Genomic DNA, 17015 nt, shown 5'->3' on the forward strand with positions numbered 1-17015 from the left:
ATTTAGAAGTCTTGTTCGAAAGAACAAGACTTTTTTTATGCACCCATTTTAATTAGCATTCGGCAATTTCACGATATCATTTTCCATTCTTAACCAAGAATATTCAATCAGGCAAACACGATAACAAACGTTTGCCTCATATTTTCATTACATAGCAGTTTTACGACAACGTATCTATAAATTAGCTTAAAATAAAATGTAATGAAATTTAAGCTTTTCCTGCTCTTTGCAGTATGTTTCCACTTAACTGCAGATGCTCAAATTCTTAGGTATACCGACGGCAAAAACGGCTGGAATCCCGACTCGTTGGGTAACCATCGGGTAGTTGTGCTGTTTAATGGGCCAGGTAAGGTTGCGCATGTTAAGGTAAACTGGCGCAGAAGGGATGAACATCCGGAACTGAAAAGGTTAATCATCCAGGATGCTGATGGAAAGTCTGCTGCGCTTTTGGGTGTAGAAAATTTTAATCGCGAAAGTGCCGATATCTATTTTGAAGCGCCAGGAAAAGGACGATATTTTATTTATTATTTGCCTTACAAAAATGAGGGGAGAAGCAATTACCCCAAAGGCGTGTATTTAAAAGCCAATAGTGCTCCTTTAGAAAAGACAAATAAGGTTGCCCCAAACGCGAGTGCTTTGGAAATTCAATCTATCGATGCTTTCAACTCTTTCTATCCAATGGAAGTTATTGCGACTGCCATGGAAACCCGCTCGCTTAGGGCGAAGCATAAAACTGATGACTTTATCGTTTTTCGGGAGGATAGACGTTTCCCGATAAAAATGCAGAATGATTTACCATACAGATGGATAGAAAAAGGAATTTCCAGTTCTTTCGCTGGCTCAGCTGCAAAAGGTGAGCATTACGCTTTTCAACTTGGTGTTTATGCTTTAAAAGAATTGAATGATCTGAAAGTTACTTTTGGCGACTTAAAATCATCGGCAGGAAAGACAATTTCTACAAAATACATTAACTGCTTAAATACAAATGGCACTAGTTACGACAATAAGCCGCTGGTGAACACAATAAATGTTGCCAAAGGAACCGTACAAGCCATGTGGATCACAGTAGATGTGCCGAAAACAACTGCTGCAGGGATGTACAGTGGCAAATTCACCGTAAAATCTAACGGGAAATTTAAGGTAATCGATGTGAAATTGACTGTTGGAAAAGAAATGTTGGCAGATGCCGGTGTTGGAACACCAGTTAACCAAACACGCTTAACCTGGCTTAATTCTACCATGGCGCAGGCAAATACAGTTATTAAGCCATATACAGGGCTGAAAGTTGATGGTAGCACGATTTCGTTGTTAGGCAGGACATTTGAAATTAATGCCGACGGTTTCCCGAAGCAAATTCAAACGTTCTTCAATGCAGAAATGACCGGTTATGCAAAAAAACCAAACCGCATTTTATACGAGCCAATTCACTTTCATTTTTACAATACGCCCAAAACTCAGGAGAAACTGGTTAGCGGCAATTTCCAGTTTACTAAGATAGAGGATGGAACGGTACAATGGACAGCCTCAAATACATCTGAAAATATCAAAATGGATGTTGATGGTGCATTGGAATTTGATGGCTATGTTCATTACGTTGTAAAAGTTACCGCATTAAAAGATGTCGATTTTTCAAATGTGGATTTTCACATTCCTTTCGAAAAAAATTCTACAAAATACTTAATGGGCTTGGGCCAAAAAGGCGGGATAAGACCCGATACCGTAAAATGGAAGTGGGACGTAGCTAATAAAAACCAGGATGCAGCTTGGATTGGTAACGTAAATGCCGGCCTGTATTACAATTTGCGGGATGAGCATTATGTTCGACCGCTTAATACCAATTTTTATCTGCAGAAACCATTATTGCTCCCTAAATCGTGGGGAAATGATAATAAAGGGGGAATTCAGATCAATGTAAAAGGCAGTTCGATGTTGGCTGATAACTTTACTGGACCACATTCAATGAAAGAGGGCGACGTGCTCTATTACAATTTTAATTTACTGATTACGCCTTTCCATTTGTTGGATACTGATTTTCAATGGAACAACCGCTTTTATCATAAATACGGTGACCTGGATTCCATCAAGGCTACCGGTGCAACAGTTGTAAATATTCATCATGCTACGCCTATAAATCCGTGGATAAATTATCCTTTTATTGAATCGAAAAAAATGAAGGAGTACATCGATGAGGCTCATGGAAAAGGGTTAAAAGTTAAAATTTATAATACAGTCCGCGAGCTTTCCAATCATGCGTATGAGTTGCCGGCACTTAGGAGTTTGGGTACTGAAGTTTACTCGCCTGGAAAGGGTGGCGGTTTCAGCTGGTTGCAAGAACATTTAGATTCTAACTACATAGCAGCATGGTTTGTGCCCGAAATTAAAGATGCGGCAGTTATAAACAGCGGCATGAACCGCTGGCACAATTACTATGTGGAGGGCATGAATTGGTTGGTTAACAATGTTGGCATTGATGGCGTTTATCTGGATGATGTTGCGTTTGACAGGGTAACGATGAAGCGTATAAAGCGAGTTTTAACACAAAATAATCATCCTGGAATTATCGATTTACATTCTGCAAATCAGTTTAACAAAAGTGATGGATTTAACAACAGCGCCATTTTATACATGGAACATTTTCCATACCTTAACCGTTTATGGTTTGGCGAATATTTCGACTACCAAAAAAATAATCCTGACTTCTTTTTAACCGAAGTGAGTGGCATTCCATTTGGTTTAATGGGCGAAATGCTTCAGGATGATGGAAACCCATGGCGTGGTATGATATATGGAATGACGAGCCGTTTGGGCTGGTCTGATAAAAGTGATCCAAAACCGTTATGGAAAGCCTGGGATGATTTTGGAATTAAAGGTTCGGAAATGATTGGTTACTGGAGTGAAAATTGTGCGGTAAGGACGGACAATCCGAACATTTTGGCAACGGTTTATAAACAGAAAAACAAAACAATGATTGCCCTTGCAAGTTGGAACGAGGAAAATACTAAAGTTAACTTAACCATCGACTGGAAAAGATTAGGTTTAAATGCCGAAAGCGTCAAAATATCCGCTCCATCCATCGAAAAGTTTCAGGTTGCAGGAAGTTATCCAGATGGGAAATCGATTCTAGTTGAAAAAGGGAAAGGTTTGCTGTTAATTTTGGAATAGTCTTTAAGCAAAATTTGGTGTAGCGGGAAACAACGAAGCCATCTTTCTTCGAAAAAGATGGCTTCATTAGTAAAATGGTCTGGAATGCTTTTTTTATATTTTCACATTTTGCATGCCATATTGTTTCAGAACATCATCAGGCACGCCGGCCCATTGATTAGGCGAATTTCCAACATAGCCAATGTCTTTTACACCAATTTCAGTGGTGTAAAATCCCGAAGCGGTTAAGTCTCTCATTCTGTTAAAAAAGGCTACGCCCGCCTGCATCTCTGGTCGTGCTTTTTTAGGATAAGCAATTTCATCAACAATTGATAACTGGTCACTTTTCGAAATATCTACGAAAGGTTTCTGAAACTTATTGAAGCTGTAAATATCAAGCCACTTCAAGCCGCCACGCATAGGTACTTTATGCTCCGGCAGATCTTTTACAATAAATTCTATAAATTCAGGCACTTTCGCATCCGATGCACTGCCAGAAACCTCATCCTTTGGAATAATGATATCAGCCAAAACTGTAATGGTTGCCATCTCATGCTCGTTGAAGAACTTTTCTGCTTTCAGCTGTTTATCTCGGTCAATTTCCCATTGCTCACGGCCAGTTTCAGCCTTTACTTCTTCAGGGATTGGTTTATCGCTTGTGTTTTGAGGTTGTTTACAGGCTTCAACCAGTACTGTTGTACTTAGGGCGGTTATACCAAGCGCCTTTATGGATTCTCGTCTGTTCATGTTAAATATTTTGTTTTTTCTTTTGTGCCAATATGTATTCTGCAGTTCTCATGGATAAGGCAAGTATTGTCCAGGTTGCATTTTTATCGCCCTGCTGAACGAAAGGGCCAGCATCAACCACAAATAAGTTTTTACAATCGTGTGCCTGGCAATATTTATTCAGCGCCGATTTTTTTGGATCATCTCCCATACGGATAGTTCCAACTTCATGAATAATTTTTCCAGGGTTCAACAATCCATAATTGGTATCTGCTCCATGTATTTCCGACGTTACCACCGCACCCATTTCCTTCATAATTGATAGAAAAGTTTCCTGCATGTGTTTAGCCTGAAGGATTTCTTCCTTTGCCCAGGTGTAATTAAATCTGAGTACCGGAATGCCGTACTTATCTACCATATTTGGATCGATTTCGCAATAGTTATCTTCTCTTGCAATCGCAGTTCCGCGGCCAGCCATTCCAACACTTGTTCCGTAAAAACGTCGGTAATCTTCTTTTAATGATTTCCCGTAGCCGCCTGCCTCTTTCTTATTCCCGTTCTTATCTGGAACCATGCCGTTAATTGAGGCAACGCCACCACCGAAACCGTAAGAAGGCATGCCCATACCGCCACCGTACTCGATGTGGTAACCGCGTGGAAAATTCAATTTTTTATTATCCAGCCACCATGGCGAATAGATGTGTACACTACCCAAGCCATCTTCGTTATATCGTTTCCTATCCATTAACTGAGGGAGAAAGCCATATACGCCTGCACCAGTAGAATCGTGAAGATATTTACCTACAACACCACTACTGTTTGCCAGTCCGCCTGGATGCGCCGAAGATTTTGAGTTTAAAAGGATACGAGCCGATTCGCAGGCACTTGCGCCTAAAATAACAAGCTTACCATTTACCTGATATTCCTGTAAATCCTTTCTGTTTACATAAGAAACGCCTTTCGCCGTTCCATCTTTATCTGTAATTACTTCACGAACCATGGCATCGGTAATTACCGTTAAGTTGCCTGTTTTTACGGCCGGAATAACCAGACAAGACGATGCAGAGAAATCACCATAAACCTTACAGCTTCTGCCACATTGGCCGCAGTAAAAACAAGGTGCACGGTCATTATTTCCCTTAATAGCTTCCGTCATTACTGCTCCGCGGCCGGTAATAACTTTAACGCCAGCTTTCTCAGCACCTTTTTTAATAAAGAGTTCATTTAACCTAGGCTTTGGTGGTTTCATAAAGATACCGTCGGGCTCACTTTCTATACCTTCAACGGTGCCGTATATCCCAATCATGCGGTCTACCTTATCGTAAAATGGTTTAACGTCATCATAGGTAATTGGCCAATCGGCGGTTAAACCGTCTGTTGGTTTAAAATCCTGCGGTCCCATGCGTAGCGAAATTCTTCCCCAATGGTTGGTTCTGCCACCGAGCATCCGCGACCTGAACCACTCGAATTCCGTTTTGTTTTTTTGCGTATAAGGCTCACCTTCCAGTTCCCATCCACCATAAGAGGCATCAAAATCGCCAAACGGGCGAACGGTGCCGGCACCACGTCTGGGCGATTCCCAGGGCCATTTTAATTGATGAGAATCTAACCTCGGGTCGAAATATTGCCCCGCTTCGAGCATTAAAACTTTTTGGCCTGCGTTTGCAAGTACATACGCTGCCATGCCGCCACCTGCGCCAGAGCCAACTACAATGGCATCATAAACAGTTGGCGATTTTTTTATCTGAAATTCACTCATTAATTTGGTTTGGCTGTTAAATTTATCCTAAAATAATCTTTAATTGCATTAAACGAAAACCATTTGCCTTTTTGGAATCATTACTGATAACTTTTTTTAATTGGTTAGCCCGCTTCTTGGCAATTACATCTTAGAAACGCTTTAAGCAGCAATTCATTACTAAACGTTGTTTATGCCTTTAAAAAAGTCGGCCGAGTGTTACATTATTAGTCATGGGGCGTTCTCTGAAGAAATTGATTTATCTTTGTTGTTTAAATTTTACGATGGTATTTTCAGAACAGATTGAACAATTTATCTCCGCTTTGCAAGCTAGTTTAACTTCAGAGAAGTTTGCTAAAATCTCTTTAGGAAATTATAAAGGAGATGAAGAAGGCTTGAAGCAAATTCTGGTTAGAAAAGTCGTTATTAAACGAGAAGATAAGCTGGCTTTCACATTTCGCTATAAAACACGTGATTTGGTGAAAAACTTTTCTGTAAGTGAGGGCATTAAGCTCGTTGCTGAACATTTGCATGCCGGATTTAAAATAGGAACACTCTTTACAGCCGACAAGGACTTGATTCTTGAACAGTTAAATAGCGGTAAGGTTGTATTAAGGGAAATATCGGCATCAACTAGGGAGATTCCAAAGGCTACCCACGATAAAGAGAAAAGCAGGCTAATTAAAGCTGATTCGAAATCTTATTTAACTGAATTGAAAATTACCGATGGGGAAGGGAAAGTTTTCAAAAATGCGCAGGACAAATTCCGCCAGATAAATCACTACATCGAAATTTTAAGTTCTCTGATAAAAGAGTTACCAGAGGGAACGATTAAAAATGTTGTAGACATGGGCTCTGGCAAGGGTTATTTAACCTTTGCTTTGTATGATTATCTACATTCGGTTTTAAAGTTAAATGCTGAAGTTGTTGGTGTAGAGTACCGCCAGGATATGGTAAACTTATGCAATGAGGTTGCTGAAAAGTCGGGCTTTGGGCACTTAAATTTCGTACAGGGAACAATTGAAGACTACGAAGCGGAGCACCTTGATCTGTTAATTGCACTTCACGCCTGCGATACGGCAACAGACGACGCAATTTTTAAGGGCATTAAAGCGAATGCCGAATTAATCGTTGTTGCCCCTTGTTGCCATAAACAAATCCGCAGAGAAATTGAGCGCAACAAAGTAAAAAATGACGTTTCCTTTTTAACGAAGTACGGTATTTTCTTAGAACGCCAGGCGGAGATGGTTACCGATGGAATCCGTGCTTTAATTTTAGAATATTTTGGTTATAAAACGAAAGTATTCGAATTTATTTCTGATGCGCATACACCAAAAAATGTTTTAGTGGTCGGAATTAAGGGTAAAGAAAAGGACACAAAAAACAAAGTAGAAATTCTCCAGAAGATTAAAGAAAGTAAAGACTACTTTGGCATTAGTTATCATCATTTAGAGCGGCTTTTAAACCTATAAGTTTTTCAATTTCTAAAATCCGAAATTCAAAGCAGTCTTTATGTTAAGGCTTTCGGAATGATGAGCTCATGAGCGGATTGCCTTTAGATATAAATCCAAAGTAATACGGGCTTTTTCTTTGTTTTTAAAAGGTTGTCAATCTTTTTCATCGTTCCATCAGATACAACCGGACACCCCGCACTTTGGCCGAATAAGGTTTGAGGAAAATTTTCCGGTCAGGAACTGGCGTGTAGGAATGCAAAACCACAATTCTTTTAAAAGCATTATTGTTGGTTTCTTCTAACCCATGCATTTTGTAATGGATGTTAATTCCCCAGTTACTGTAAGAACGACCTTTTACTTTATATTTTCCCAGAGAAGTGCAGTTACTTCCAATTTTATTGCTAAACATCGGTTTTACCGGCGTACTACCACCGCCCACGCCATGGGCACAAAGTCCTGCTATGATGATTTCTTTTTGCTTAAAATTGTAAACAAAAATCCGGTTCTTTCCAGAGTGGATACTCATATCGATCATGATGCAAACCGAAGTATCCATATTGTTTTTTTGGCAAAACGATAATGCGGCTTTGATTTTTGAATCGCTCAGTTTATAACTGGAAGCCTGTTTAAAGCTTAAGATCGCAAGTACCGCAAGGACTGAAAAAAATCTCATGCTTTAAATTTATACTACTTTAAATGCAATAAAATTAAAGCAACCAAAGCCGGAATCGACTGTACATAAAGAATCTTTTTGCTTGCGGTTGCAGCACCGTAAATGCCGGCAATAATAACGCAGCACAGAAAAAATATCGCGACATAAAATTTCCACTGCTCATTTTCAATACATAAAGACCATATTAATCCTGCAGCCAAAAAGCCATTATATAAGCCTTGGTTGGCAGCCAGTGTTTTTGTTGGTGCAAATAATTCTTTTGGAATGGTTTTAAAAACTTTCGGGGCTTTGGTAGTCCAGGCAAACATTTCCAGCCAGAGAATATAAATGTGAATGAGGGCAATTATGCCGATAATAATTTGTGCTGCTAGTTGCATTTTTTTTTGATTTGCTAGGTTGAAGATACAATAAAATCAGGTTATTTAATGCACTAGGTTTTCGCAGGCAAATTTGAGTTTATGCCTGGTATTTCTTTACAGAATAATAGAATAGCATCCCTCAAAAAGCCTTATCTTTGTACAAATCATAAAAAATAACATATGCTTAAAGGATTTTTTAACGTACCCGCTCCGGTAAACGAACCTATATTAAATTATGGTCCAGGCAGTAAAGAACGTGCGCTTTTGAAGGAGGCACTTGCTGAGGCTCGCTCACACCAACAAGATATTCCGATGTATATTGGCGGGAAGCAAATTCATACCGAAAAAAAGGGGAAAGTTGTTCCACCGCATGATCATCAACATATTTTAGCCCAGTTTAGCATTGGCGATAAAAACCATATATCACAGGCTATTGATGCGGCCCTGGCTGCAAAGCAAGATTGGGAAAGCCTTTCCTGGGAACATAGAGCAGCAATATTTTTAAAAGCTGCAGATTTAATTGCTGGTAAATACCGTTATAAATTAAACGCTGCCACAATGTTGGGGCAGAGCAAAAATGCCTATCAGGCAGAAATTGATGCGGCTTGTGAACTGATTGATTTCTTGCGTTTCAACGTAAGTTATATGGCAGATATTTACAAGCAACAACCTCCTGTTTCGCCTCGTGGAAGCTGGAACCGCGTAGAACAACGCCCGTTAGAAGGCTTTGTTTTCGCTTTAACACCTTTTAATTTTACGGCTATCGCCGCAAATTTACCGGCATCTGCAGCAATGATGGGTAATGTTGTGGTTTGGAAACCTGCAGACACCCAGGTATATGCAGCTAACCTTTTGATGGAGATTTTTCGCGAAGCAGGTTTACCTGATGGCGTTGTAAATTTGGTTTATGCCGACGGGCCGGAAACTGGCGAAGTGATTTTTAATCACCCAGATTTCGCAGGTATACATTTTACAGGTTCTACAAAAGTGTTTCAGGAGATATGGAAAACAATTGGAACAAACATCCACAAATACAAATCTTATCCTCGTATTGTTGGCGAAACCGGTGGAAAAGATTTTATTCTGGTTCACCCGTCTGCGCAAACAGATATTGCAAGTACAGCGATTGTTCGTGGTGCTTTTGAATATCAAGGACAAAAATGTTCTGCCGCCAGCCGTGTTTACATTGCAGAAAGCCTTTGGCCAGAAATTAAAGAACAAATGTTGCGTGATATTGCTTCCTTTAAAATGGGTGGTACCGAAGATTTCACAAACTTCATCAATGCCGTTATCGATGAGCGTTCATTTGACAAGCTGGCTAAATATATAGACCAGGCAAAGAAAGATGCAGGAGTAGAAATTATTGCCGGTGGTAATTACGACAAAAGCAAAGGTTATTTTGTAGAACCGACGGTTTTAGTAGTTAACGACCCAAAATATACGACCATGTGCGAAGAGTTATTCGGGCCGGTTTTAACTGTATATGTTTATGCTGATAACGATTTCGATTCAATATTGGAAGTAATTGATACCACTTCGCCATATGCCTTAACCGGGGCATTAATAGCTCAAGACCGTTATGCTATTGATAAAGCAAGCCATGCTTTACGCAATTCGGCAGGTAACTTTTACATCAACGATAAGTGTACAGGCGCAGTTGTTGGACAACAGCCTTTTGGTGGTGCCAGAGGTTCGGGTACGAACGATAAAGCAGGCTCGATGATAAACTTGTTGCGTTGGGTTTCTCCACGCACAATTAAAGAAGTTTTTGAATCGCCAACTGATTACCGATATCCGTTTTTAGCTGAAGATTAAACACATTTTTACCTATAAAACCCCTGCAAAAAGCAGGGGTTTTATTATTTTAGCGACAAATTTTTTAGACTAATCTGTTGTTCGTGATTTGCGAACAAGGTTAGCATAATGCACTTAGCCATGATACAATCAAACTTTCCCTGGGTGGAATCACCATTTTCTAGCGAAATCATAAAGACAAAAAATCTCAGTGAGGAACAAAAAAAGCTTGCAACCGATTACAACAGAGATGGCTATGTAGTCTTATCTGATTTTTTGCCGATTGATTTAATAGACCGCGTTAGAAAAGATGCAGAAGAAATTGGCTTTAACAAAGATTTTCCGATTAAAACCTACCGGGATGAGCAGCGGATTCAGGATTTCTGGAAGGCATCAGCGGCGAGTAAAGAGTTGGCCTCTTATCAACCCCTGTTGGATTTGCTCTCCATGCTTTATGGGAGGGAATCTTTTCCATTCCAGACTTTAAACTTCTGTGTTGGTTCTCAGCAAAGAGCGCATTCAGATACGATACATTTCAGCTCGCTTCCTGCTAAGTTTATGTGCGGCGTTTGGGTTGCTTTGGAGGATGTAACTGAAGAAAATGGTCCACTATTTTATTATCCCGGTTCGCAACGCCTGCCTGAATATAATTTCTCCCAAATAAAGGAAGGCGCAAAAAGTACTTCTTATGAAGATTATAAGGATTACGAAGATTTTATGGCTGAGATTGTAAAAGTAAACGGTTTAGAAAAAAAGGTGTTTCATGCAAAGAAAGGCGATGCCCTAATCTGGTCGAGTAACATTTTACATGGTGGTTCACCCGTACTAAAGGAAGGCTCCAGTCGTTGGTCGCAGGTTACGCACTACTTTTTTAAAGATTGCTACTATTACACCCCAATGTTAAGCAATATGGTTACCGATGAGTTAAATTTAAGAAACAATTTGGTTAACATTGCCACCGGAGAAAAAGTAAGCCCAAGTTACAATGGAGAGCGGCTCAGTTACTTAAAAACAAATAAAACGCAGTATATTTTCAATAATCCAGGCAATAGAATGCAGGGTTCTTTTAGTTTGTTACTCCGTAACTTATTTAGAAAAAACAGATAGTTTTCGGCAAGGCCTAGTTCAAGCTATAATTGAAGTATACAGGCAGTCAATATGCAGTTACAAAAAATGCCCCGAAGTAAAAATCGGGGCATTTCATTAAACAAAAAAGCTGTACTTAAACTGTGTTTATCCTACTTTAAAGGCAGGTGTAACATCATCAAGGCAGGTACAGGTAACTTCCATATCTTTAATTATTCCTGTTTGCAGACTGTAAACCCATGCATGTACAGCCAGTTCCTGGCCTTTAGACCATGCGGTTTGCACAATCGAAGTGTTCATTACATTTGAAGCTCCCTGGATGGCATTTAATTCTACCAACCTGTCAAATCTCTGGTCTGCATCTTCGATTGCCGCCATTTCGCCTTCATTCATGCGGTAAACATCGCGAATGTTTCTCAACCAGTTGTCGATAATGCCAACTTGTTTGTTGCCTAAAGCGGCTTTAACGCCTCCACAGCCGTAGTGGCCACAAACAATAACATGTTTCACTTTTAATACGTTTACCGAATAATCCAATACTGAAAGCATGTTCATATCGGTGTGTACTACAACATTTGCAATATTGCGATGCACAAAAATATCACCTGGTTTAGTATTTGTAATTTGATTCGCCGGAACGCGGCTATCAGAGCAACCAATCCATAAAACCGGTGGACTCTGACCGGCAGAAAGTTTATCAAAGAAAGCAGGATCTTTATCGATCATATCTTTCACCCAGTCTTTATTTCCCTGCAATAATTTATCGTATGTTATATCTTTTGTTTCAATTGTTTTTGCGCACATAAATTCTATTTATTAATGTCTTCTACTATTTTGTTAGTTAATTTTGGTACAGTGTAATGTTTCTGTACGTTTTCTAAGGTTACGATAATGCCTTTGGTATAAGCATTGTGTTTGTAATTAAAAATGGTTTCCAAAACATCAGGGTCTATGTATCGGGCATTTGTTCCATCTATAATTACATTTGTTTCTCTAGGAATATTCGTTAAAACCACTTGTATTGCTGCTTTGTTTAAAAAGGAAACCTCTTCCGCCAGTTTAATTCTGATATTCTTTTTATCGCCATCATTGGTAATTCTGTAAAAGAATGGATTACGCATGTTTGTGCGCAGCAGATAGAAAATTGACACCAGCATACCAACCGCAACACCTTTCAGTAAATCGGTAAACAGAACCGCTAAAACAGTTACCACAAAAGGGACAAACTGATCCCAACCTTTGTGGTACATGTGTTTAAACAAGCTCACCCTGGTTAACTTATATCCGGTAACAAGCAAAATTGCCGCTAAACAAGACAATGGAATTAAATTAATTACCTGTGGAATAAAAAGCAAGGAAAGCAATAGCCACACGCCATGAAATATTGCCGACATTTTTGTTCTGCCTCCGGCATTTACATTTGCCGAGCTTCGAACAATTACCGACGTCATTGGCAAACCACCAACCATCCCGCTGGCAATGTTACCAATGCCCTGCGCCATTAGCTCTCTGTTTGTAGGCGTAACGCGTTTAATCGGGTCAATTTTGTCAACGGCTTCAATGCTTAGCAATGTTTCTAAACTCGCTACAACAGCAATTGTTGCGGCAACAATGTAAACGTTCTTATTAGCCAGCTGAGAGAAATCGGGCATGGTAAATAAGCCCATAAATTCGCCGAAACCATTTACAACAGGTATTTTAACCATTTGGTCGGCACGCAGTGGATATGTTGTACCCGCAAAAATGATGGTGCCGATTATGCCCAAAACCACCACCAGCAATGGTGCAGGCACAACTGCCAGTTTAGGAAACTTTGGCCAAATAAGTAATATCGCTATGGACAAAAGGCTTATAACAACTGCTGCCAAACTAAAATGGCTTAACGCTGCGGTAATTGCCGAAAACGTATTTTCATGGTCTTGCTGAAAAAATCCTTCATCACCACTAAAATCAGTATCAACGCCTAAAGCATGAGGAAGCTGTTTTAAAATCAAGATTAAACCAATTGCGGCCAGCATGCCTTCAATTACGCTCGAAGGGAAGTAATTGCCAATTGTTCCGGCTTTGACTAAACCCAAAATTAATTGAAAAACACCTGCCAAAACAACGGCTAGCAGAAATGTAGGGTAAGTGCCTAATGAGGTTATTGCACCCAAAACAATAACCGTTAAACCTGCAGCAGGCCCACTTACGCTCAGCTGCGAGCCGCTAAAGGAGGCAACAACGATGCCGCCAATAATCCCGGTAATTAAACCGGCAAATAATGGTGCGCCCGAAGCCAGCGCAATTCCCAAACATAATGGCAGGGCCACTAAAAATACCACAATACTTGATGGTAAATCTTTCTTTAAATTCTTTTTAAGAATATATTTTTTTACATCCGAACCTGAAAAGGCCGGGTTAAACTTTTGCATAACGATATAATTATCTAATAAATTTTAACGAATAAATCGTGGTTTAACAGCGAAAAAATAATTGATAGCTATACCCAATTAGCGTATATTCTGTGCTATCCTAAAATAATCGAGAAAGTGCTGTTAAACTGAAAAAATTAGATAAAGTTAGGCGGAGGTGTTGGAACCGTTGGGTGGTATGGCTCAACATATCTTTTGAAATGCTCAATAAAACTGCTTTTCAAAATAAAATGACTGGAGGAGAACTCGTAAGAAAAAATTGGATGATTTAACTCGACAAGTTTAAAATCGGTGAACTTGGATGTGTCTTTGGCGGCATCCTTTCCGCCATCATGCTCTAACTCAATTTGCATGATTACGGCGTTCATAATTTCCTTATCAATACAGGTACAAAAAACCGGAGCGCCAGAAATTACCATCTTCGCACTGAAGATGAGCATAAATGCGGCAACGATTAAATACTTGTATTTCCTTAAAAACATTCGTTTTTTCTTTAGTTGTGTTTTAAAGTCGGATACAAAAATAAACGGATAATTGGTTTTTCAATACTTTAAGGTGTAAAAAAATTGCAATATAAACTTTGTTGCGTTCGCTAATCTCTTTTTTTAATACCTTGCAATTGTTTTTTCGAAAGCACTTGTTCAGTTCGTTGTCGGTTAAAGTGGTCCTGCCATTTGCTAAATCTTTTTGGGTTCGTAACCGGTAGCGAAGGCTTCAATACCAAAAAGGATATCGCTTCTGTCAGGCTTAACAACAAAGATTGTAGTGCTTAGCAACAGCCTGGCCAAACCTTAAATTGCCGGTCAGGATTTTAATTTAAATCTGTTATCAACCAAATATATGGATAAGAAAATAGCCTTACTTCAAGATAAAATTAATCAGGCACAACTTGGCGGTGGCCAGGCGAGAATAGATAGTCAGCATAATAAAGGCAAACTTACAGCAAGAGAACGGATTCACTTTTTAATGGATGAAGGCTCTTTTGAGGAAATTGGTATGCTCGTTACCCATCGCAGTACCGATTTTGGCATGGAACGGGAAAAGTATTTAGGAGATGGTGTAATAACTGGATACGGCACGATAAACGGGAGGCTAACCTATGTTTTCTCGCAGGATTTCACGGTTTTTGGGGGTTCGCTATCAGAAACGCATGCCGAAAAAATTTGCAAATTGATGGATATGGCCATGAGAAATGGCGCTCCGTTAATTGGGCTTAATGATAGCGGTGGCGCCCGAATTCAGGAAGGTGTTGTATCGCTGGGTGGCTATGCAGATATCTTTTATAAAAATGTTCAGGCTTCGGGCGTCATCCCGCAGTTATCGGCAATAATGGGCCCATGTGCGGGTGGTGCAGTGTATTCGCCTGCAATTACCGATTTTATCTTAATGGTAGAAAATACCTCTTATATGTTTGTAACTGGCCCTAATGTGGTTAAAACCGTTACACATGAGGAGGTTACTTCCGAAGAACTTGGCGGCGCAAGCACCCATGCAACCAAATCGGGTGTAACACATTTCGCCTGTGCCAATGAGATAGAAGCCATTACACATGTGAAAAAGCTATTAAGTTACATGCCTCAAAACTGCGAGGAAACAGCCGTGCACTTACCCTACGAACCCAGTGATGAAAGCAGGCCCGAACTTAACACTTTTATGCCCGAAAATGCTTCACAACCCTATGATATTAGAGATGTAATTTCAGCGGTGGCCGATCCTGATTCTTTTTTGGAGGTACACAAAGATTTTGCTGAAAATATTGTTGTCGGTTTTGCTCGTTTGGCAGGCAGGAGTATTGGCATTATTGCTAATCAACCAGCTTACCTGGCCGGCGTTTTAGATAGTAATTCCTCAACGAAAGCGGCTCGTTTTGTTCGCTTTTGCGATTGCTTTAATATACCCTTATTGGTGTTTGAAGACGTGCCGGGTTTCCTTCCCGGAACCGATCAGGAGTGGAACGGAATCATCACTAATGGCGCAAAGTTACTATATGCTTTTAGCGAAGCCACGGTGCCACGCATAACAGTTATCACCCGCAAAGCATACGGCGGTGCATATGATGTGATGAACAGTAAACACATTGGAGCCGACCTGAATTATGCCTGGCCAAGTGCGGAAATTGCAGTAATGGGTGCAAAGGGTGCAGCGGAAATCATCTTTAAAAAAGAAATTACTTCTGCCATAAATCCGCAGGAAAAATGGCTCGAAAAGGAAAAGCTTTATTCCGATATCTTCGCAAACCCTTATCGTGCTGCCGAACGTGGCTTTATCGATGAAGTTATAGAGCCATCGCAGACACGTTTAAAGTTGATAAAAGCTTTTAAAATGTTAGAAAATAAGGTAGTAAACAGTCCTCGCAAGAAACACGGAAATATACCTTTGTAACAACGATGGCGCTAAAGCAGCAAGGAGAAAATGAATGATTAGGATTGCCTTGCTTACGCCGCCACACGCTAATTTTACTTCGAACTTAAATGTTGAAAAGAGCCGATATTTTGTTGATGGCCTTTTGCACAGGCCTAATTGTTGCAAATATTTATTACTGCCAGCCTTTGGTAATTTTGGTTGCCAAAGATTTCAACCTTACAGAAAGCTACGCCGGTCGCATTACCTACTTAACCCAAATTGGTTATGCTTTTGGTTTATTTCTTTTAGTCCCTCTTGGCGACATGTTCGAGCGTAAGAAACAGATTTTAGTAATAACTGGTTTTGCTATTCTGGCGCTCCTTGTTGCAGCGCTTTCAAAAACGTTTTTCCTGCTCGAGATTGCTTCGGTTTTAATCGGAGCTTGTTCCATTGTTCCTCAACTTATTTTACCGTTGGCGGCAAATTTAAGTTCTGATGAGAATCGTGGTGCAAACATCGGCATGATTATGAGTGGTTTACTGGTTGGTATTCTGGCATCAAGGGCCGTGAGCGGTAGTATCGGCTTCTGGCTCGGTTGGCGGGCAATGTATTATATTGCTGCAGGCATTTGTGCATTACTAATTGCTTTAATGGCCAAACGTTTTCCACAAAGTTACCCGGGTTTTAAAGGGAGTTATAAAGAGTTAATGACTTCCATGTTTAGCTACATTAAAACACAGCCAGTATTAAGGGAAACCTCCATCATCAATTTCCTTGCCTTCGCAATTATAAGTGCCTTTTGGACAACCATGGTATTGTTTCTTGCAAACCCTCCGTTCAGTTTTCAAACTTTGCAAATTGGTTTGTTTGGCATTGCCGGTGCAGCGGGCGCCTTGGCAGCACCTTTAGTTGGAAAACTTAGCGATGGAAACAATCCTCGCAAAAATCTAATGATTGGTTTCATTTTACAGATTGTAAGCATTGCGCTGTTTTACTTTACCGGCAGCCATTTATACCTTTTCGTAGTTGGTATCGTTCTTATTGATATCGGCCAGCAGGCCATTCACGTAACCAATCAGACAAGAATTTACACCTTAATTCCGGAAGCAAGGAACAGGCTAAATACGATATTTATGTCGGTAAGTTTTATTGGCGCAAGTTGTGGCTCAGCGCTTGGCTTATTCCTTTGGGATAAAGGCGGCTGGAGTTTATTTTGCTACGGTATGGCAGCAATCATTGTCCTAAATATTTTAATTTACAAATTCTACGGAAACAAGAAATCTTAAT

General features: G+C 40.0%; 13 protein-coding genes. 6 read left to right on the forward strand and 7 right to left on the reverse strand.

The window, feature by feature from the left end; all coding sequences use genetic code 11:
* Positions 1-201 precede the first annotated feature (201 nt).
* Positions 202-3162, forward strand: coding sequence for a glycoside hydrolase domain-containing protein (locus ASG14_RS04230; RefSeq protein WP_056869762.1), 2961 nt, complete (start codon positions 202-204; stop codon positions 3160-3162).
* Positions 3163-3255: 93 nt separating this feature from the next.
* On the opposite strand, the gene ASG14_RS04235 is transcribed toward ASG14_RS04230, so the two are convergent.
* Positions 3256-3888 (reverse strand): gluconate 2-dehydrogenase subunit 3 family protein, encoded by a 633-nt coding sequence (locus ASG14_RS04235; RefSeq protein WP_056869763.1) that lies wholly within the window; start codon positions 3886-3888, stop codon positions 3256-3258.
* Position 3889: 1 nt separating this feature from the next.
* Positions 3890-5626 carry a GMC family oxidoreductase gene (locus ASG14_RS04240; protein WP_056869764.1) on the reverse strand — a complete coding sequence of 579 codons (1737 nt, stop codon included), beginning with the start codon at positions 5624-5626 and terminating at the stop codon, positions 3890-3892.
* A 263-nt stretch (positions 5627-5889) separates the two neighbouring features.
* Here ASG14_RS04240 and ASG14_RS04245 point away from each other — a divergent pair, with 263 nt between their 5' ends.
* Entirely contained in the window at positions 5890-7077 is a 1188-nt protein-coding gene (locus ASG14_RS04245) for an SAM-dependent methyltransferase (RefSeq protein ID WP_056869765.1), read from the forward strand.
* Positions 7078-7222: 145 nt separating this feature from the next.
* On the opposite strand, the gene ASG14_RS04250 is transcribed toward ASG14_RS04245, so the two are convergent.
* Complete coding sequence (locus ASG14_RS04250) at positions 7223-7732, reverse strand: murein L,D-transpeptidase catalytic domain-containing protein (protein ID WP_200940310.1); 510 nt, start codon at positions 7730-7732, stop codon at positions 7223-7225.
* A gap of 14 nt (positions 7733-7746) precedes the next feature.
* Positions 7747-8109, reverse strand: a complete 363-nt coding sequence (locus ASG14_RS04255) for a DUF1304 domain-containing protein (protein WP_056869766.1) — start codon at positions 8107-8109, stop codon at positions 7747-7749.
* A 162-nt stretch (positions 8110-8271) separates the two neighbouring features.
* On the opposite strand from ASG14_RS04255, the gene pruA reads away from it, so the two are divergent.
* Both pruA and ASG14_RS04265 read left to right on the forward strand, forming a co-directional pair.
* Positions 8272-9906 (forward strand): L-glutamate gamma-semialdehyde dehydrogenase, encoded by a 1635-nt coding sequence (pruA, locus tag ASG14_RS04260; RefSeq protein WP_056869767.1) that lies wholly within the window; start codon positions 8272-8274, stop codon positions 9904-9906.
* 120 nt (positions 9907-10026) lie between these two features.
* Entirely contained in the window at positions 10027-10992 is a 966-nt protein-coding gene (locus ASG14_RS04265; protein WP_162238702.1) for a phytanoyl-CoA dioxygenase family protein, read from the forward strand.
* A gap of 126 nt (positions 10993-11118) precedes the next feature.
* Here ASG14_RS04265 and ASG14_RS04270 read toward each other — a convergent pair whose 3' ends face one another.
* The 3 genes from ASG14_RS04270 to ASG14_RS04280 all read right to left on the reverse strand — a co-directional run bounded on the left by ASG14_RS04270 (position 11119) and on the right by ASG14_RS04280 (position 13867).
* Entirely contained in the window at positions 11119-11775 is a 657-nt protein-coding gene (locus ASG14_RS04270; RefSeq protein ID WP_056869769.1) for a carbonic anhydrase, read from the reverse strand.
* 5 nt (positions 11776-11780) lie between these two features.
* Positions 11781-13385: a SulP family inorganic anion transporter gene (locus ASG14_RS04275; RefSeq protein ID WP_056869770.1), complete on the reverse strand. Its 1605-nt coding sequence runs from the start codon at positions 13383-13385 to the stop codon at positions 11781-11783.
* Between the two features lie 137 nt (positions 13386-13522).
* Positions 13523-13867, reverse strand: a complete 345-nt coding sequence (locus tag ASG14_RS04280; RefSeq protein WP_056869771.1) for a hypothetical protein — start codon at positions 13865-13867, stop codon at positions 13523-13525.
* A gap of 358 nt (positions 13868-14225) precedes the next feature.
* Between ASG14_RS04280 and ASG14_RS04285 the strand changes: the two genes are divergently transcribed.
* Positions 14226-15767 carry an acyl-CoA carboxylase subunit beta gene (locus ASG14_RS04285; RefSeq protein ID WP_056869772.1) on the forward strand — a complete coding sequence of 514 codons (1542 nt, stop codon included), beginning with the start codon at positions 14226-14228 and terminating at the stop codon, positions 15765-15767.
* 89 nt (positions 15768-15856) lie between these two features.
* A complete protein-coding gene (locus ASG14_RS04290; RefSeq protein ID WP_056869773.1) occupies positions 15857-17014 on the forward strand; it encodes an MFS transporter in 1158 nt (385 codons plus the stop codon).
* Position 17015: the final 1 nt, after the last annotated feature.

The organism is Pedobacter sp. Leaf194 (assembly GCF_001423945.1).
Taxonomy (GTDB): Bacteria; Bacteroidota; Bacteroidia; order Sphingobacteriales; family Sphingobacteriaceae; genus Pedobacter.